The organism is Streptomyces sp. NPDC007095 (genome assembly GCF_040634475.1).
GTDB lineage: Bacteria > Actinomycetota > Actinomycetes > Streptomycetales > Streptomycetaceae > Streptomyces.
In genome coordinates this window covers 25,934-43,170 of the sequence record NZ_JBEYFS010000068.1, presented here as the reverse complement: position 1 = coordinate 43,170, position 17,237 = coordinate 25,934, and the positions used below count along the sequence as shown (strand labels likewise).

The 17,237-nt window shown below is 69.4% G+C and carries 15 protein-coding genes and 2 tRNA genes; 7 read left to right on the top strand and 10 right to left on the bottom strand.

The features are described 5' to 3' along the window. Positions 1-51: 51 nt before the first annotated feature. The 4 genes from rsrA to ABZ656_RS23595 all read right to left on the bottom strand — a co-directional run bounded on the left by rsrA (position 52) and on the right by ABZ656_RS23595 (position 2,901). Positions 52-354, bottom strand: coding sequence for a mycothiol system anti-sigma-R factor (gene rsrA, locus ABZ656_RS23610; RefSeq protein WP_054228151.1), 303 nt, complete (start codon positions 352-354; stop codon positions 52-54). After that, a complete protein-coding gene (gene sigR, locus ABZ656_RS23605) occupies positions 351-1,034 on the bottom strand; it encodes an RNA polymerase sigma factor SigR (RefSeq protein WP_054228152.1) in 684 nt (227 codons plus the stop codon). The genes rsrA and sigR overlap by 4 nt, the downstream gene beginning before the upstream one ends. 255 nt (positions 1,035-1,289) lie before the next feature. Beyond that, the gene (locus ABZ656_RS23600) at positions 1,290-1,922 is read right to left on the bottom strand and encodes an alpha/beta family hydrolase (RefSeq protein WP_180362361.1); all 633 of its coding nucleotides are present in this window, start codon (positions 1,920-1,922) and stop codon (positions 1,290-1,292) included. Positions 1,923-2,085: 163 nt separating this feature from the next. Continuing rightward, a complete protein-coding gene (locus tag ABZ656_RS23595) occupies positions 2,086-2,901 on the bottom strand; it encodes an SOS response-associated peptidase (RefSeq protein ID WP_101400559.1) in 816 nt (271 codons plus the stop codon). 50 nt (positions 2,902-2,951) lie between these two features. On the opposite strand from ABZ656_RS23595, the gene ABZ656_RS23590 reads away from it, so the two are divergent. From ABZ656_RS23590 to ABZ656_RS23575, 4 genes are all read left to right on the top strand, one after another. Beyond that, positions 2,952-3,674 carry a M50 family metallopeptidase gene (locus ABZ656_RS23590; protein WP_360270270.1) on the top strand — a complete coding sequence of 241 codons (723 nt, stop codon included), beginning with the start codon at positions 2,952-2,954 and terminating at the stop codon, positions 3,672-3,674. 94 nt (positions 3,675-3,768) lie between these two features. Further along, on the top strand, positions 3,769-5,109 hold the full coding sequence (aroA, locus tag ABZ656_RS23585) for a 3-phosphoshikimate 1-carboxyvinyltransferase (protein ID WP_101400557.1): 1,341 nt from the start codon (positions 3,769-3,771) through the stop codon (positions 5,107-5,109). 16 nt (positions 5,110-5,125) lie between these two features. Beyond that, complete coding sequence (rsgA, locus tag ABZ656_RS23580; protein WP_101400556.1) at positions 5,126-6,136, top strand: ribosome small subunit-dependent GTPase A; 1,011 nt, start codon at positions 5,126-5,128, stop codon at positions 6,134-6,136. Positions 6,137-6,281: 145 nt separating this feature from the next. Beyond that, complete coding sequence (locus ABZ656_RS23575) at positions 6,282-6,605, top strand: multidrug efflux SMR transporter (RefSeq protein ID WP_101400555.1); 324 nt, start codon at positions 6,282-6,284, stop codon at positions 6,603-6,605. A 110-nt stretch (positions 6,606-6,715) separates the two neighbouring features. Here the strand turns inward: ABZ656_RS23575 and ABZ656_RS23570 are convergent, their stop codons facing one another. Continuing rightward, complete coding sequence (locus ABZ656_RS23570) at positions 6,716-7,321, bottom strand: TetR/AcrR family transcriptional regulator (protein WP_101400554.1); 606 nt, start codon at positions 7,319-7,321, stop codon at positions 6,716-6,718. A 232-nt stretch (positions 7,322-7,553) separates the two neighbouring features. Between ABZ656_RS23570 and hisN the strand changes: the two genes are divergently transcribed. Next, on the top strand, positions 7,554-8,354 hold the full coding sequence (gene hisN / locus ABZ656_RS23565) for a histidinol-phosphatase (RefSeq protein ID WP_067369310.1): 801 nt from the start codon (positions 7,554-7,556) through the stop codon (positions 8,352-8,354). A gap of 210 nt (positions 8,355-8,564) precedes the next feature. Further along, on the top strand, positions 8,565-8,957 hold the full coding sequence (locus ABZ656_RS23560) for a CBS domain-containing protein (protein WP_067368643.1): 393 nt from the start codon (positions 8,565-8,567) through the stop codon (positions 8,955-8,957). A gap of 103 nt (positions 8,958-9,060) precedes the next feature. Here ABZ656_RS23560 and ABZ656_RS23555 read toward each other — a convergent pair whose 3' ends face one another. Then, complete coding sequence (locus ABZ656_RS23555; protein ID WP_360270267.1) at positions 9,061-10,530, bottom strand: catalase; 1,470 nt, start codon at positions 10,528-10,530, stop codon at positions 9,061-9,063. A 135-nt stretch (positions 10,531-10,665) separates the two neighbouring features. Between ABZ656_RS23555 and ABZ656_RS23550 the strand changes: the two genes are divergently transcribed. Next, positions 10,666-11,082, top strand: a complete 417-nt coding sequence (locus tag ABZ656_RS23550; RefSeq protein ID WP_054228161.1) for a Fur family transcriptional regulator — start codon at positions 10,666-10,668, stop codon at positions 11,080-11,082. Between the two features lie 109 nt (positions 11,083-11,191). On the opposite strand, the gene ABZ656_RS23545 is transcribed toward ABZ656_RS23550, so the two are convergent. From ABZ656_RS23545 to ABZ656_RS23530, 4 genes are all read right to left on the bottom strand, one after another. Then, positions 11,192-11,265: transfer RNA gene (locus ABZ656_RS23545), tRNA-Met, on the bottom strand. A 600-nt stretch (positions 11,266-11,865) separates the two neighbouring features. Beyond that, positions 11,866-13,689, bottom strand: a complete 1,824-nt coding sequence (locus ABZ656_RS23540; protein ID WP_101400552.1) for an SEL1-like repeat protein — start codon at positions 13,687-13,689, stop codon at positions 11,866-11,868. A gap of 264 nt (positions 13,690-13,953) precedes the next feature. Beyond that, positions 13,954-14,027: transfer RNA gene (locus ABZ656_RS23535), tRNA-Met, on the bottom strand. A 108-nt stretch (positions 14,028-14,135) separates the two neighbouring features. Next, complete coding sequence (locus tag ABZ656_RS23530) at positions 14,136-17,123, bottom strand: UPF0182 family protein (protein ID WP_101403730.1); 2,988 nt, start codon at positions 17,121-17,123, stop codon at positions 14,136-14,138. Between the last annotated feature and the right edge of the window lie 114 nt (positions 17,124-17,237).

Genomic DNA, 17,237 nt, shown 5'->3' with positions numbered 1-17,237 from the left:
GCCCGCGGATTAGCACGTTCGGGTGATAACCGGACGATCTCCCCGGGGAGTTCAGGACTCCTGGGGTGTCGCGGTGACGTCGTGCTCGGGCACGGTCTGACCGGACCGGATCAGGTCGATGCGGCCCATGACCTTGGCGCGCAGATCGGTCGGCACGTCGTCCTGGCCGCAGCACCGCTTGACCAGCTTCTTCACGGCCTGCTCGAGTCCGTACTTCTCGAGACACGGGGAGCACTCCTCGAAGTGCACCTCGAACTTGGTGCAGTCCGAGTCCGGCATCTCATGATCGAGGAACTCGTACAGGTGATCGAGTACCTCACTGCAATCCGTCTCGTGCGGCTCTCCGCAGCTCATGAGCCCGAGCCTTTCGCTTCGTTCGACTCTCCGGCACCGGCTGGGACCAGCCCGCGGTCACGGGCGTAGTCCTCGAGCATGCCGCGCAGTTGGCGACGGCCCCGGTGCAGCCGGGACATCACCGTACCGATGGGTGTCCCCATGATGTCCGCGATCTCCTTGTACGCAAAGCCCTCTACATCAGCGAGATAGACCGCGATGCGGAATTCCTCGGGGATCGCCTGCAGCGCAGCCTTGACGTCCGAGTCGGGCAGGTGGTCGAGCGCCTGCGACTCCGCGGAGCGCAGACCGGTCGACATGTGCGACTCGGCACGCGCGAGCTGCCAGTCCTCGATCTCCTCGGCCGCACTGCGCTGGGGTTCGCGCTGCTTCTTGCGGTACGAGTTGATGAAGGTGTTGGTGAGAATGCGATACAGCCAAGCCTTGAGGTTGGTGCCCTCGCGGAACTGATGGAAGGACGCGTACGCCTTCGCGTACGTCTCCTGCACCAGGTCCTCGGCGTCGGCCGGGTTGCGCGTCATGCGCAGGGCGGCCGAGTACATCTGGTCGAGGAATTCGAGCGCGTCCCGCTCGAAGCGCGCGGTGCGCTCGGCGGACGATTCCGTGCTCGTGCCCTGGCCCTCGGGCTGCTCCGCCTGGCCGTGATCGGTCCCTGCGTCGGTCCCAGTGACCGGACCCACCTCCTCCAGCGACGTGGCAGGACCGAAACCGGTCCCACTCGAATCGGAGGATAGACGAACATCCACACCCGCCGCCGCTCGAACGGGGGCGGTCTTCGCCGCGTGCAGCACCGTCCAGTCCAGCTCAGGCCTACTGCTGCGGTTCGGGCAGATGGTCGAACCCATGCGGCGGACTTCCTCTCGTTCGAACGGTTCAGCACGCTCCGTGCTGTCTGCTCGGCACAACAGTGGTCCGCCGCCCGACATTCCCGTGCGTCACCCGAGTGACGCGATCCACCTCACGACGCCGTCGGTGATGATCTCCAGGGCCGCATCCTGGTCGATCGGTGCCCGTTTCGGCTCGGCGAAGCCATGATCGCCGTACGGCACCTCGATCAGCTCATACGAGCCCTGCGGGAACTCCGCCGGCTTGCCGAACGGATCGTTGCCTCCCTGGACCACGAGGGTGGGCACCCCGGCGCCGAGGAGTTCGTCGGCGCGGGACTTCTCGGGCTTGCCGGGTGGGTGCAGCGGGAAACTGAGGGCGAGGACGGCGGTGGCGCCGAGTTCCGTCGCCGTACGGCAGGCGACGCGGGCTCCGGCGCTGCGCCCGCCCGCGACCACCGGCAGTCCGGACTTCGCGACCGTGGGCCACAGGCCCCGCCATCCCACGTCCAGGGTCTTCGGCGCGGGCGCCACCTTCTTCCCGGCCACCCGCCAGGGCTGCTCGACGAGCGCGACGCTCACGCCGTGCCCGGGCAGCACCGCGGCCAGCGCCTGGAGATCGCGCGCCTCGATTCCGCCACCCGCGCCGTGACTCACGGCGAGCACGAGGCGTGGCTTCCCGGCCCTGTGCCAGGTGACGCGGGCGGTACCGGCGTCCGTCTCGATCGTCTCGATCGCGTCCATGATCTCCGTCACGTCAGGCTTGCAGGAGGTCCGTCACATCGGACTCCCATGAGCTCCGTCACGTCAGGCTTGCAGGAGGTCCGTCACATCGGACCCCCATGAGCTCCGTCACGCCAGGCTTGCAGAAGGTCCGTCACATCGGACCCCCATGAGCTCCGTCACGTCAGAAAAGTGTGCCCTCTTCGGGGCCCTCCAGCTCCTTCAGCAGCTCCGGCCCGTTGTTGCGGACGTTGCTGACGGCCGTGGAGACGGGATAGGCGCGCATCAGCCCGGCAGGCGGCGGCGCGAGCAGCTCGCGCAGGCCGTCGACATCCGTACGGGCCGGGTCGAGCCAGGTGTCCCAGCGGTCCGGGGTGAGCATCAGGGGCATCCGCGGGTGGATGTCGGCGAGAGCGTACGGCCCCTCGGCGGGCGCCACCGCGAGCGGCGAGGTCTCCGCCTCGGTCGTGATCACCGAGCAGGTCACCCACCAGGCCCGGGGGTGGTCGTCGGGGAGCGTCCTGTCGCGCCAGAACTCGTACAGCCCGGCCATCGCGAAGACCGAGCCGTCCGCGGGGAGCACGAAGTACGGCTGCTTGCGCGGCCGCTTCTTCTTGCCCTCGACCTCGAGATCGCGCTCGGCGGACCCGGTGACCCACTCGTAGTAGCCGTCGGCGGGGATGACGCAGCGCCGGGCGGCGAAGGCACGGCGGTACGAGGGCTTCTCGTGCACGGTCTCCGCGCGGGCGTTGATCATCCGGGCGCCGCCCTCGGGCGTCTTGGCCCAGGACGGGACGAGCCCCCACTTGAGTCTGCGCAGCTGGCGAACCGGCTTCGGGCTCTGCGCGTCCTTAAGTGGGCGGTCGAGGACGGCATAGACCTCCTTGGTCGGAGCCACGTTGTAGTCGGGGTCCAAGGTCTCCTCGGGCTCCCACTTCTCGACCTCAAAGATTCCTGCGAGATCCTCGGGCCTACGACTCGCTGCATACCGTCCGCACATACGTGCCACACTGCCAGATTCCGCGACACCAGAGGGAGCCACCGCAGACAATGGACAGCACCGCATCCACCTCGCTGGCCTCGCTCTGGGACCAGGTCTCCGGCACCCAGCCGGACCCCGATCTGTGGGTGGTGATAGCCACCATGGTCGCCGCCCTGGCGGTGATCGTCCCGCACGGCGTCTGGCGTGTCTCCCGCAACGCCATCACCATCGCGCACGAGGGCGGCCACGGGCTGGTGGCGCTGCTGACCGGGCGGAGCCTCAGTGGTATCCGGCTGCACTCCGACACCAGCGGCCTCACCGTCAGCCGCGGCAAGCCCACCGGCCTCGGCATGATCCTCACCGCGGCGGCCGGCTACGCGGCTCCCCCGCTGCTCGGCCTCGGCGGCGCCGCGCTGCTGGGCGTGGGCCGCATCACTCTGCTCCTGTGGCTGGCCACGGCCCTGCTCGTCGCGATGCTGGCGATGATCCGCAACGCCTACGGGGCACTCACGGTGGTCCTCACCGGCGGCACGTTCCTGGTGGTGTCCTGGCTCGCCGGACCCCAGGTGCAGGCGGCGTTCGCGTACGCCGTGGTGTGGTTCCTGCTGCTCGGCGGCGTCCGTCCGGCCTTCGAGCTCCAGGCCAAGCGCAGCCGGGGCGGCGCCGGCGACTCCGACGCCGACCAGCTCTCCCGCCTCACCCACGTCCCGGCGGGGCTGTGGCTGTTCCTGTTCCACGCGGTGTCCCTGTGCTCCCTGCTGGGCGGCGGCCGCTGGCTGCTGGGGCGTTGAGTGCCAGGGCATTGAGGTACCCCTGCAACTATCGCTCACATTCCGTCACTTTTGATCAAGATCTACCCCCACCCCCACCCACTAAAGTGGGCGCATGACCGCGAACCCCGCCCACACCGCCCTCTGGCCCGCCCCGCACGCGAGCGGAGCCGTCGACGCGACGGTCCACGTGCCGGGGTCCAAGTCGGTCACCAACCGCGCCCTGGTCCTCGCCGCGCTCGCCTCGGAGCCGGGCTGGCTGCGCCGCCCGCTGCGCTCCCGCGACACGCTGCTGATGGCGGGCGCGCTGCGCGCGATGGGCGTCGGCATCGAGGAGACGGTGGCGTCCAGCTCCACGGTCGCCGCGGGCCCGGACGCCTCCGGCGAGGCCTGGCGGGTCATCCCCTCGGGTCTTCAGGGCCCGGCCACGGTCGACGTCGGCAACGCCGGCACCGTGATGCGCTTCCTGCCCCCGGTCGCCGCCCTCGCGGACGGCCCCATCCGCTTCGACGGCGACCCGCGGTCGTACGAGCGCCCGTTGAACGGGGTGATCGACGCGCTGCGCCTGCTCGGCGCCCGCATCGACGACGACGGCCGCGGCGCGCTGCCGCTGACCGTGCACGGCGGCGGCGCTCTGGACGGCGGCCCGGTGGAGATCGACGCGTCCTCGTCGTCCCAGTTCGTGAGCGCCCTCCTCCTGTCCGGCCATCGCTTCAACCAGGGCGTCGAGGTCCGGCACACCGGCTCGACGCTGCCCTCGATGCCGCACATCCGGATGACGGTCGACATGCTGCGCGCGGTCGGCGCGCAGGTGGACACCCCGGAGTCGGGCGGCGAGCCCAACGTCTGGCGGGTCACGCCCGGCGCGCTGCTCGGCCGCGACCTGATCATCGAGCCGGACCTGTCGAACGCCCAGCCGTTCCTGGCGGCGGCCCTGGTGACCGGCGGCACGGTCGTCGTCCCCGACTGGCCCGCGCACACCACCCAGCCCGGTGACCGGCTGCGGGAGATCTTCACCGAGATGGGCGGTTCCTGCGAACTGACCGACAGCGGTCTGGAGTTCACCGGTTCGGGTGCGATCCGCGGCATCGACGTGGACCTGAGCGAGGTCGGCGAACTGACCCCGGGCATCGCGGCGGTCGCGGCCCTCGCCGACTCCCCGTCCACCCTGCGGGGCGTGGCCCATCTGCGCCTGCACGAGACGGACCGGCTGGCCGCGCTCACCAAGGAGATCAACGAACTCGGCGGTGACGTCACCGAGACCGCAGACGGCCTGCACATCCGCCCGCGCCGACTGCACGGCGGAATCTTCCACACCTACGACGACCACCGCATGGCGACCGCCGGCGCGATCATCGGGCTGGTGGTGGAGGGGGTGCAGATCGAGAACGTGGCGACGACGGCGAAGACCCTGCCGGACTTCCCCGATCTGTGGACCGGAATGCTCGGGAACTGACGGGCGGACCGGGATCATGCGCCGCTACGGCAAGCACACCGACGAGGACGACATCCGCCAGCGCCCCAACCGCAAGGGCAACCGTCCGCGTACGAACATCCGCCCCAAGCACGAGGAGGCGGTCGAGGGCATGGTCGTCACCGTCGACCGGGGCCGCCTGACCTGCCTCGTCGAGGACCGCCTCGTGACGGCGATGAAGGCCCGCGAGCTGGGCCGCAAGGCCGCCGTCGTCGGTGACCGTGTCGCGATCGTCGGCGATCTGTCCGGCGAGAAGGACACCCTTGCCCGCATCGTCCGCATCGAGCCGCGCAGCTCCGTACTGCGCCGCACGGCCGACGACGACGATCCCTACGAGCGCGTGGTCGTCGCCAACGCCGATCAGCTCGCCATCGTCACCGCCCTCGCCGACCCCGAGCCGCGCCCGCGCCTGATCGACCGCTGCCTGGTCGCGGCGTACGACGCCGGCCTGGAGCCTCTGCTGGTGCTGACCAAGTCGGACCTCGCGTCGCCCGACGATCTCCTCGCGCTGTACGGGGCGTTGGGCGTCCCCTACGTCGTGACGAGCCGTGAGGAGCTGGAGAGCGGCGCGGCGGTGGACCGGGTGCGCAAGCAGCTGGACGGCAAGATCACGGCGTTCGTCGGGCACTCCGGCGTCGGCAAGACGACCCTGGTGAACGCGCTGGTCTCGCAGGAGCGGCGGCGCAGCACCGGCCACGTGAACGCCGTCACGGGCCGCGGCCGGCACACCACGACCTCGGCGCGCGCGATCCCGCTGCCGGGCAGTGAGGGCTGGGTCATCGACACTCCGGGCGTCCGCTCCTTCGGCCTGCACCACGTCGACCCGTCCCGGGTCATCCACGCCTTCCCCGACCTCGAACCCGGTACCGAAGGCTGTCCGCGCGCGTGCAGCCACGACGAACCGGACTGCGCGCTGGACCAGTGGGTGGCGGACGGCCACGCGGACCCTCAGCGGCTCTACTCCCTGCGCCGGCTGCTGGCGACGCGCGAGCGCACGGAGGGTGACTGAGTCCCCTGAGCCCCCTTGTGACCTCCGCGTTGTTTGCGTGGGCGGCCCGTCGGTAAGTGCTTAGCCGGTCGGCAAATGCATAATCGCACCAAGCCGGACCCAGGCCAGACGAAGCAGTCGACGTGCGGACACGGGAGGACGAAACATGGCGTGGCTGCTGGTCGTTGTGGCGGGACTGCTCGAAACCGGCTTCGCCGTCTGTCTGAAACTCTCGCACGGCTTCACGAGACTGTGGCCGACGGTCGCCTTCTGCGTCTTCGCGCTCGGCAGCTTCGGTCTGCTGACCCTCTCCCTGCGGAAGCTCGACGTCGGCCCGGCGTACGCGGTGTGGACCGGCATCGGCGCGGCGGGCACCGCCATCTACGGAATGATCTTCCTCGGCGACCTGGTGTCGACCCTCAAGATCGTCTCCATCAGCTTCGTCATCATCGGCGTCATCGGCCTGCAGCTCTCGGGCTCCGCTCACTGAGGCGCCCCGTCAGGGGTGCGGGGAAGTCTTCTCGGGAGCGCGGGGAACTGCGCGGCCAGCCGTAACGACGTCGCACCCGCCCGCCCGGCGCCGAGGCACCCCGGAAGGCGTCACCTCAACTGCCGAGGCAACGCACTGCGCACCAGCTCCGTCACTTCCCCCTCCCCCGGCGGAGCCGCCACACACGACAACGACAGCCGCACCACCAACTCACACGCCCCGGCCAACTCCCCCACGTCCCCCCTCATCGCCCCGGGCCCGGACAATGCCGCGACGGCCCGGTCCCGTACGAGCGCCACGAAGTCCGCAGGCGAGGGCAACGGCCCGTCCGCCCTCCGCTGCGCGGGCACCGCGGACGACGATGGCACCGCCGAGAGCGTCGGCGACGGCAGCCGCTCACTCCAGCACCCGGTCAGCATGGCCCGTACGAGCGCGTTGGCCCGGGCCGCCGACGTGGTCCACTCGGCGGTCGCGACCAGCCGCTCGCGCGCGTCCGCGTGGGCGGCCAGCGCGCGCTCGACCCCGGCGAGATAGCCGTCGGCCTCCCGCCGTACGAGGGCGCGTGCGAGCCCTTCCTTGCTTCCGAACTCGTTGTACAGCGTCTGGCGGGACACACCGGCCACGGCGGCGACGTCGACCATCCGCACCGTGGACCACGGGCGGTGTGCGAGCGCCGTATAGGCGGCATCCAGAAGGGATTCCCGCGCTGCAGGCATCTTTCGCCTCCCTGGGGGCGAGCGGGCGGCACTGCAGCTCAGATTTGACGCGCACAGGGGCACTGTCAAGGGTTCGCGGCGGCGTCGAGGGGCGTACGCCGACCCCCGCGCGCCGAGGTGATCAGCCAGGCCGTGCGGCCCGCGCCCCGAGGCGCCCCGAGCCCCACGACCGTGCCCGATGATCCCCCGGGCCGTATGGCTGTGGCCCGAGTGGGCCATATACGGTGCAGTCATGCCCGACTATCGCGATGACCTGCGCCTGGCCCATGTCCTGGCGGACGCCGCCGACGCGGCGACGATGGACCGGTTCAAGGCGCTCGACCTCAAGGTCGAGACCAAGCCGGACATGACGCCGGTGAGCGAGGCGGACAAGGCCGCCGAGGAGCTGATCCGCGGCCACCTCCAGCGGGCACGGCCGCGCGACGCGATCCTCGGCGAGGAGTACGGCATCGAGGGCACCGGCCCGCGCCGCTGGGTGATCGACCCGATCGACGGCACCAAGAACTACGTCCGCGGGGTGCCCGTCTGGGCCACGCTGATCTCCCTGATGGAAGCGGGCGAGGGCGGCTACCAACCGGTGGTCGGGGTGGTCTCCGCGCCCGCGCTGGGCCGCCGCTGGTGGGCGGCGAAGGGGCACGGCGCGTTCACCGGCCGCAGCCTGTCCTCGGCCACGCGCCTGAAGGTCTCCCAGGTCTCGCGGATGGCCGACGCGTCCTTCGCGTACTCCTCGCTGTCAGGCTGGGAGGACCAGGGCCGCCTCGACGGCTTCCTTGACCTGACGAAGGCGGTCTGGCGCACGCGCGGGTACGGCGACTTCTGGCCGTACATGATGGTCGCGGAGGGTTCGGTGGACATCTGCGCGGAGCCCGAGCTGTCGCTGTGGGACATGGCGGCGAACGCGATCGTGGTGACCGAGGCGGGCGGATCCTTCACGGGCCTCGACGGCCGCCCGGGCCCGCACAGCGGCAACGCGGCCGCGTCGAACGGCATCCTCCACGACGAGCTGCTGGGTTATCTGAACCAGCGGTACTGAACCCAGCGGTACTGAGCCGACGAGCTGCCGGGATCCGAACCAGCGGTACTGAAGAGCCGGTGGCGCGCCCTTGTGACTCATGGGCGCCCCCGAAACTCACCGCACGCCCTCTTGTTGACCCTCCCTTTAACTGCGACTCTGAGAGTCCCCCCACTTGTGAACTTGTGAATCGCTTCTCTTGGCGCTTCACCAAGGAGGTGGCTCCAGCCCATGCTCGTCCGCGACGCCATGAGCACGGTGGTCCTGACCATCGGCCCGGCACACACTCTCCGTCAGGCGGCCTGCCTGATGTCCTCCCGCCGCGTAGGCGCGGCCGTCGTCCACGACGAGGACTCCTCCGGCCTCGGCATCCTCACCGAACGCGACATCCTCAACTCGATCGCCCTCGGACAGAACCCGGACACCGAGACCGCGGGCACCCACACCACGACCGACGTCGTCTTCGCCGCCCCCGTCTGGACCCTGGAGGAGGCCGCGGCGGCGATGGCACACGGCGGCTTCCGACACCTGATCGTGCTCGACGACAACGGCCCGGTCGGCATCGTCTCGGTCCGCGACATCATCCGCTGCTGGGCACCGAAGCGGCAGCGGGTACCCGCGTAGACGCCCGGAAGCCGCCGGGCCCGCACATGCCGACGGGCCGGACCCCCTCATCACTCAGGAGGATCCGGCCCACCGCCCACGACAAGCGATCCAGTGCTGGTTGTCAGCCGCGCAGGGCCTGGACCGCGGCCTCCAGCCGCTTGCCGAAGTCTTCGTCAGCCTGACGGAAGTTGTCGATCGCGCGCTCGGCGATGTCGTCACGGGAGACCTTGGCGATGAAACCCGCCAGGTTCGCGATCAGACGCCCCTGCTCGTCCTCCGACATCAGGCGGTACAGATTCCCCGCCTGCACGAAGTCGTCGTCCTCGGAGTGGGACGGCGCCTCGGTCTCACCGGTGTGGCCGGTCACCGCGATCGGCTGCCACAGCGGCCGGTCCGTCTGGAACGGACCGCCGAAGCTGTTCGGCTCGTAGTTCTTCGCGCCCCTGTGACGGCCGTCGTACAGGAAGCCGTCACGGGAGTTCGTGCGCGCCTCGGCGGCGTGCGGGCGGTTCACCGGCAGGTGGTCGGCGTTGATGCCGACGCGGTAGCGGTGCGCGTCGCCATAGGCGAAGAGCCGCCCCTGAAGCATCTTGTCGGGTGAAGGCCCGATGCCCGGCACGAAGTGCGCCGGCGAGAAGATGGACTGCTCGACCTCGGCGAAGATGTTCTCCGGGTTGCGGTTGAGCTCCAGCCTGCCGATCTCGATCGGCGGGTAGTCCTCGTGCGGCCACACCTTGGTGAGGTCGAACGGGTTGAACCGGTAGGTCGCCGCGTCGGCCGCCGGCATGATCTGCACCTGCACGGTCCAGGACGGGAACTCACCGCGCTCGATGGCCTCGCGCAGGTCGCGCTGGTGGGAGTCGGGGTCCTCACCGGCGAGCTTGTCGGCCTGTGCCTGGGTGAGGTTCTTGATGCCCTGGTCGGTCTTGAAGTGGTACTTCACCCAGAAGACCTCGCCGGCCTCGTTGTTCCACTGGTACGTGTGCGAGCCGTACCCGTTGAGATGCCGGTAGGAGGCCGGGATCCCCCGGTCACCGAAGAGCCAGGTCACCTGATGCGTGCTCTCGGGGCTGAGGCCCCAGAAATCCCACACATTGTCGGCCTCCTGCGAACCGGTGTACGGGTCGCGCTTCTGCGTGTGGATGAAGTCGGGGAACTTGATGGCGTCCTTGATGAAGAACACCGGGGTGTTGTTGCCGACGAGGTCGTAGTTGCCCTCTTCGGTGTAGAACTTCAGCGCGAAGCCGCGGGGGTCACGGACCGCGTCCGCGGAGCCGAGGTTGCCGGCCACCGTCGAGAACCGCAGAAAGGTCTCGGTCCGCTTGCCGACCTCGGAGAGGAACGTGGCGCGGGTGTACCGGGTGACATCCGCGGTGACCGTGAAGGTGCCGTAGGCGGCGGCGCCACGGGCGTGCACGACACGCTCCGGGATGCGCTCACGGTTGAAGTGGGCGAGCTTCTCGAGAAGCAGCTGGTCCTGAACGAGCACCGGCCCACCGACGCCCGCGCTCTCGCTGTTCTGGTTGTCGGCCACCGGCGCGCCGGCCTCCGTCGTAAGCGGTCCCTGCGTCACGTGCGCCTCCTGCGTCATTCCGGACCAGTCCTGCCCGGTCCCACCCAATGGCCAATGCCGAACCGATCCTACATTAGACAATATCTAAGTCAATCACTCGTCCAAATTCACACCTATTCAGAATCTGGTCACCTTGCTGTTAAGCTGGCCTGTATGAGTGACCTGTTGGAACGACTGCGCGGACGCGGATGGCGAATGACCGCGCAGCGGCGTGTCGTGGCCGAGGTCCTCGACGGCGATCACGTTCATCTGACGGCCGACGAGGTGCATGCCCGAGCCGTCGCCAAGCTGCCCGAGATCTCCCGGGCGACCGTCTACAACACGCTGGGTGAGCTGGTCTCGCTCGGCGAGGTGCTGGAAGTCGCGACGGACAAGCGCGCCAAGCGCTACGACCCGAACGCGCACCGTCCGCACCACCACCTGGTCTGCGCCCAGTGCGGCTCGATCCGCGACGTCCACCCGAGCGGCAACCCGCTCGCCGACCTCCCCGACTCGGAGCGCTTCGGCTTCACGGTCTCGGACGTAGAGGTGACTTACCGGGGCCTGTGCCCCACCTGCGCATCGGCCTGACTCCCCCGAAGCCCCGGCCTCCACGGACGCCGGGGCTTTCCCCTGCCCCTACATCCCCGAAAACGCCGAAGGACCCAGATCTGAATGATCTGGGTCCTTCGCCTTCAAGTAGCGGGGACAGGATTTGAACCTGCGACCTCTGGGTTATGAGCCCAGCGAGCTACCGAGCTGCTCCACCCCGCGTCGATGAACTGAACATTACGTCAACCAGGTGGACCAGCGCAAATCCCGTAGACGCCCCCCACAGAGCTTGAACACGCCCCCTTCGAGCGAAGGGGTCCACGGTCGCCCCCCGGACTACGACGAGAAGCCCCACGGGGTTCGAGGAGAGGGTCTCCGGGGTTCGGGGCGAAGCCCCACGGGGTTCGGGGAGGTCTACGGGGTTCGAGGAGAGGGTCTCCGGGGTTCAGGGCAGGAGCCCTCCGGGTTTCAGGTTGGAGGCCCTCCGGGCTTCGGGAGCGCAGGCCCTGACGGATGCGGGGGAGGCGGGGCTCCAGCGGGGTCCTGGGGCGCAGCCCCAGCGGGTGCATGGGCGCAGCGCCGCACGAGGCCAGGGCCAGCCCGATGGGGCGCAGGGGCGCAACCCCGCAGGACAGGGCCAGCCCGATGGGGCGCAGGGGCGCAACCCCGCAGGACAGGGCCAGCCCGGTGGGGCGCAGGGGCGCAACCCCGCAGGACAGGGCCAGCCCGGTGGGGGTCAGGGGCGCAGCCCCAGGGATGGGTCGGGTAGGGGCGGCGGGGGCGAGAACAAGCCAAGGCCAGCCCCCACCCACCGCCACACACTCACGCGGACAACTCCTGCCGCAACGCATCCCGCAACCGAGCCGCCCGCTCAGCCACCTCCGCAGGCCCCAGCGCAACCGCCCGATCAGCCCACCGCTGCCCCTCCGCCAGCTCCCCCCGTCGCGCATACACGAGCGCAAGCCGAAGCGCCGCCCGCCCATGCCCCGCATCCGCCGCCCGGGTCCACCACAACGCGGCCTCCGGCTCACTCCCCTCCCGAGCCAACAGCAGCCCCAGATTGAAGGCCCCGTTCCGAGACCCGGCCTCCGCGGCCGACCGGTACCACCGAGCCGCCTCCACCACATCACCCCGAGCCGCGGCGAGCATCCCGACCCGCACCTGCGCCCGCCGATGCCCGAGGGAGGCAGCCCGCTCGTACCACTCCTCGCACTCGCTCTTCTCCTGCGCCGGCTCCCCGAGCTCATGCGCGGGCGCCGGCGGCCGCCGGGCGTCGAGCACGGCGGCCAGCCGATACGCGGCCTCCGCGCTACCGCCCCCCGCCGCACACCTCAGATGCCGCTCCGCCTCCAGCTCGTCCCCGTCCCGCAGCCGCGCGATACCGACCTGCAGCGCCGCCTCGGTGTGCCCGGCGGAAGCCGCCCGCTCGTACCACCGCAGCGCCGCCTCCTCGTCGTCCTCGCTCCCCCGCCCGGCATGCAGGATCCCGAGGTTGAACGCGGCGTCCACACTCCCGGCCTCCGCGGCCTTGGAGAACCACGGCTCGGCCCCTGCCGAGTCACCGACCTGAAGCAACAGGATCGCCAGCGCGTTCGCGGCCTCACGGTGCCCCGCGTACGCGGCCCGCCGATACCACTGCTCGGCCTGCGCGGTCCGCCCCTGCTCGGCGCAGAGCAGCCCGAGGTTGTACGCGCCGTTGACATCACCGGCGTCCATGGCGGCCCGGTACCACCGCTCCGCGGTCTGCGTCTCGCCGCGCTCGGCGTGCAGCGCCCCCAGTGCGTTCGCGGCGTTCCCGTCCCCGTCCTGGGCGGCCCGCAGCCACCACACGGCCGCGCTCTCCGTGTCCCCCGCGTCCCGCAGCAGGAACCCGAGCGCGCAGGCGGCCCGCGCCTCTCCGTCCTTGGCGGACGTCAGATACCAGCGCCCCGCCTCCTTGAGGTGCCCCCGCTTCTCCAGGATCGCCCCGAGGTGCAGCGCGGCCCGCCGGTGCCCCCGCGCGGCGGCCTGCCGGTACCACTGCTCGGCCTCTTCACCGGCGGCTCCTATGACCCCGATGACACCGTTGTCGCCCCTGCCCTCGCTCGCGTCCGCGGCCTTGCGGTCGAGCGTGCGCGCGAGCCGGTACGCGGCCTCGCGGTGCCCCCGCTCGGCAGCCGCCCGCATCCACTGCTCCGCGCTGACGTCACTGCGGTGCTCCAGCAGATCGGCGAGCGCGTACGCCCCGAGGGCATGGCCCTGCTCTGCGGACTGGCGCAGCCAGTACTCGGCGGCAGGCTCGTCTCCCCGCTCCCGGTGATAGCGCCCGAGCGCGTGCGCGGCGGCCGCGGACCCGGCGACAGCGGCGATCCGCCACCACCCGGCGGCCTCGTCGGCGTACCCGCGCTGGTGCAGGAGGACACCAAGGTTGTTGGCCGCGGCGCGGTCACCGGCGGCGGTGGCAGCGCGCAACTGCGGCTCGGCTCCGTCGAGATCACCGCGGCGCAGCAGCATCGCTCCGAGGACACTCATCGCCTCGACGTCGCCGGCCTCGGCGGCGAGCCGCTGACGTGCTTCCTCGGCAGCCTCGCCGGTTTCGTCCCGGTCTGAAGGCTGCACAAAACGCCCTGTCTCCAACAGAGTTGCCTTGTCCCCCATAACGTCCATCGTCGCACCACCTGCAACCTGGGTACACCTGGTATACCGCAGTCAGTGAGGTCACTTCAGCGTTTTGTCGACATGCCCACAGAGAGACAAGTCAAACACAGTTTTCCCAACTCCCCACGGATGGCGCAGCCTTCGGCGCGTCGCCCATGGTCGCCGCACGTACCCGCGCACGCGTCCTGCTCAGGTCGCCATACGGGTGCAGTACACGTGTGCGCACACAGCGAAGGCCCGGATCCTGTGAGGATCCGGGCCTTCGCTTTTCAGTAGCGGGGACAGGATTTGAACCTGCGACCTCTGGGTTATGAGCCCAGCGAGCTACCGAGCTGCTCCACCCCGCGCCGTTGTGTTGCAACCGTACCACGGCGCGGAGGTGGCCTCTGACCAGCGGCTGATCCAAGAACCGGACAAGCCGTCGGACTGCCGGACGGGCGGCCGACGGGCCGGCCCTAGCCCGTACCGCCGCTGGGACTACTGCTGGCGCTGGGGCTCGGACTGCTGCTGCCGCTCGGGCTCGGACTACTGCTCGGACTGCTGCCCTTGTCGTTGCTCTTGCTGCCGCCGCTGCCACCAGTGGCGCTCTTGTCGGCCTTGGTCTGAGCGTCCTCGGCCCGCTTCAGCGCGTCCTGAAGATCCTTCTGCGCCTGCCCGTACGCCGTCCAGTCGCCCTTCTTGAGGGCGTCCTGGCCCTGGTCGAAGGCCTTCTGGGCGTCGGTGAGCGCCTGCTGGACCGTCGGGTTGCTCGACGTCGGCGGTGGCGTGGTCCCCGTGTCCGTCGGTGGACTGGGCGTACTCTCCGTCCCGAAGATCTTGTTGAGCGCCTGGTCGAGCGTGTCCTCGAAGGCGGTGTTGCCTCCGTAGGTCACCAACACCTTGCGCAACAAGGGGTACTTGAGGTCGCCACCGCGTACGTAGACGGGCTCCACGTAGAGCAGTCCTCCGTCGAGCGGAACCGTCAGCAGATTGCCGTACTCGACTTCCGAGTCCCCACCCTTCAGAAGTCTGATCGACTCGGCGATGTCCTGTTGGGAGTTGAACTGGCTCTGGACCTGTTTGGGACCGTCGACGGGTTCGCTGGTCGGCAGTTTCAGGATTCTGATCTTGCCGTAGTCACTGGTGCCCGCCTCGGAGTCGACCGACATGAAGGCGCTCAGGTTGTCCCGGCCGTTCGGAGTGAACGTCGTCGTCAGAGAGAACGTCTGCGCCTTCTGGTCGGGCATCTGCATGCTCAGGTAGTACGGCGGCACCGCGTTGCCCGACTTGTTGGTCGGGTCGTCCGGGACCTGCCACACCTCGCTGCCGCTGAGGAACGTCTGCGCGTCCTTCACGTGGTAGCGGGTGAGCAGCTCGCGCTGGACCTTGAACAGGTCCTGCGGGTACCGCAGATGGTCCATGAGCGACTGCGAGATGGACGTCTTCGGCTTCACCGTGTTCGGGAACGCCTTCATCCAGGTCTTGAGGACCGGGTCCTTGGTGTCCCACTGGTAGAGCTTGACCTCGCCGGTGTACGCGTCGACGGTCGCCTTCACCGAGTTGCGGATGTAGTTGACCTGGTTCTGCTGGGCCACCACCGCGCGCTGGTTGTTGGTCGCGGTGAGTGAGTCCGCCGTCGTGTCACCGAGGGTGGTGCGGGAGGCGTACGGGTAGCCGTTGGTCGTGGTGTAGGCGTCGACGATCCACTGGATCTTGCCGTCGACCACGGCCGGGTAGGCGTCGCCGTCGATGGTCAGCCAGGGGGCCACCGCCTCGACGCGGTCCTTCGGGGTGCGGTTGTAGAGGATCCGGGAACCCTCGCCGATCGCGCCCGAGTAGAGGATCTGCGGCTCGCCGAACGCCACGGCGTACGCGGCACGGTTGACCGGGCTGGAGAGGCTGACCCCGCTCTCGCCCTTGTAGCTGGTGGTCTTCTCACCGCTGTCGTCGGAGTAGTCGATCTCCTTCTGGGGACCGCCGACGATCGAGTACTGCGTGGTCTTCTCGCCGTAGTAGACCCGCTGCTCGTACGTCCCCAGGTCGCCCTTGGACGGCAGGTCGGACTCGGTGAAGACGGGCCGGCCACCGGAGGTCGCCGTGGTGCCCTTGGCGGCCACCACGCCGTATCCGTGCGTGTAGCGGAAGTGGTCGTTGATCCAGTTGTTCTTCGGAATGCCGTTCAGGTTCAGCTCGCGCAGTCCGATGACCGTGTCCTGGTCCTTGCCGTCCTTGCTGTACCGGTCGACGTCCAGGTTGGTCGGGAACGCGTAGTAGTTCTTCATCTGCTGCAACTGCTGGAACGTCGGCGAGACGATGTTCGGGTCCAGCAGACGGATGCTCGCCGTGGTGTCGGCGTCGTCGCGTTGCTTGGTCTTGTCCTTGGTGTCGCTCTTGCCCGCGTACTCCGAGACCTGGGTACCGTCGATGCCGTAGGCCTCGCGGGTCGCCTTCAGGTTCTTCTCGACGTACGGCGCTTCCTTGGCCTGCTCGTTCGGCTGAACCTGGAATTTCTGCACGATCGCCGGGTAGAGACCGCCGATCAGGATCGCCGAAAGGACCATCAGGCCGAAGCCGATGACGGGCAGCTGCCAGGTGCGCCGCCACAGGGTGGCGAAGAACAGCAGCGCGCAGATGACGGCGATGCAGAACAGGATTGTCTTGGCGGGCAGATACGCGTTGGCGTCGACGTACCTGAGGCCCGTCCAGTTGCCGGTCGCCTTGAAATCGCTGGACTTCACGGCGAGTCCATAGCGGTCGAGCCAGTAGGCGACCGCCTTCAGGGCGACGAAGATGCCCAGCAGCACCGACAGGTGCCCGGTCGCCGCGGCCGTGGCGCGCGCGCCCGGGGAGGTGATCCTGAGCCCTCCGTAGAGGTAGTGCGTGAGCGCGGCGGCGATCAGCGAGAGCACGGCGGCGGCGAAACCGAAGCCGAGCAGAAAGCGGTACCAGGGGAGATCGAAGGCATAGAAGGAGACGTCGAGGTGGAACTGGGGGTCCTTCTGGTGGAAGGGGACCCCGTTCACCCACATCAGCCACGTGCGCCACTGGCCCGACGCCGACGCGCCGGCGATCAGCCCCACCAGGGAGGTGATGCCGAGCAGCAGCCACCTCTTGTAGGGCGCGATCCCCATCCGGTACCGGTCGAGGCTCTGCTGCTCCATCGACATCGCGCTCAGCGGCGGTCGCAGCCGGTGTGCCAGCCAGATGTTCACGCCGACCGAGGCCGCCATGATCAGGCCGAACACGAAGAAGAGCCCGATCTTGGTCCACAGGGTGGTCGTGAAGACGGACGAGTAGTGAACCGACCGGTACCAGAGCCAGTCCGTCCAGAACCCCGCGAACATGACGAACGCCATGGCCAGCACGGCCAGCACGCCCAGTGTCATGAGCAGGGTCCGGACATGCCGGGACGGTCGGCCCACTCTGATCCGTGGCCCCGTCGGGCCTCCGCCGCGGTCCGGCATCTGGAAAGCCAAGGTGCGCACCTCGAAGTTCGCTGTTGATCCGTCAGGTCCCCCGTGAAGCGGACCATCCGTCAGGCTCCGTGATCGTGGAGCCTCATCTATGCAACTTACTCA

Excerpts from the sequence above, each read along its gene's own strand:
- ABZ656_RS23590 (WP_360270270.1), top strand. The coding sequence starts at position 2,952 with ATGGACAGCACCGCATCCACCTCGCTGGCCTCGCTCTGGGACCAGGTC.
- ABZ656_RS23600 (WP_180362361.1), bottom strand. The coding sequence starts at position 1,922 with ATGGACGCGATCGAGACGATCGAGACGGACGCCGGTACCGCCCGCGTC.
- ABZ656_RS23540 (WP_101400552.1), bottom strand. The coding sequence starts at position 13,689 with ATGGACGTTATGGGGGACAAGGCAACTCTGTTGGAGACAGGGCGTTTT.
- rsgA (WP_101400556.1), top strand. The coding sequence starts at position 5,126 with ATGCGCCGCTACGGCAAGCACACCGACGAGGACGACATCCGCCAGCGC.
- ABZ656_RS23550 (WP_054228161.1), top strand. The coding sequence starts at position 10,666 with ATGAGTGACCTGTTGGAACGACTGCGCGGACGCGGATGGCGAATGACC.
- ABZ656_RS23560 (WP_067368643.1), top strand. The coding sequence starts at position 8,565 with ATGCTCGTCCGCGACGCCATGAGCACGGTGGTCCTGACCATCGGCCCG.
- ABZ656_RS23570 (WP_101400554.1), bottom strand. The coding sequence starts at position 7,321 with ATGCCTGCAGCGCGGGAATCCCTTCTGGATGCCGCCTATACGGCGCTC.
- ABZ656_RS23575 (WP_101400555.1), top strand. The coding sequence starts at position 6,282 with ATGGCGTGGCTGCTGGTCGTTGTGGCGGGACTGCTCGAAACCGGCTTC.
- ABZ656_RS23595 (WP_101400559.1), bottom strand. The coding sequence starts at position 2,901 with ATGTGCGGACGGTATGCAGCGAGTCGTAGGCCCGAGGATCTCGCAGGA.
- hisN (WP_067369310.1), top strand. The coding sequence starts at position 7,554 with ATGCCCGACTATCGCGATGACCTGCGCCTGGCCCATGTCCTGGCGGAC.
- aroA (WP_101400557.1), top strand. The coding sequence starts at position 3,769 with ATGACCGCGAACCCCGCCCACACCGCCCTCTGGCCCGCCCCGCACGCG.
- ABZ656_RS23530 (WP_101403730.1), bottom strand. The coding sequence starts at position 17,123 with ATGCCGGACCGCGGCGGAGGCCCGACGGGGCCACGGATCAGAGTGGGC.
- ABZ656_RS23555 (WP_360270267.1), bottom strand. The coding sequence starts at position 10,530 with ATGACGCAGGAGGCGCACGTGACGCAGGGACCGCTTACGACGGAGGCC.
- rsrA (WP_054228151.1), bottom strand. The coding sequence starts at position 354 with ATGAGCTGCGGAGAGCCGCACGAGACGGATTGCAGTGAGGTACTCGAT.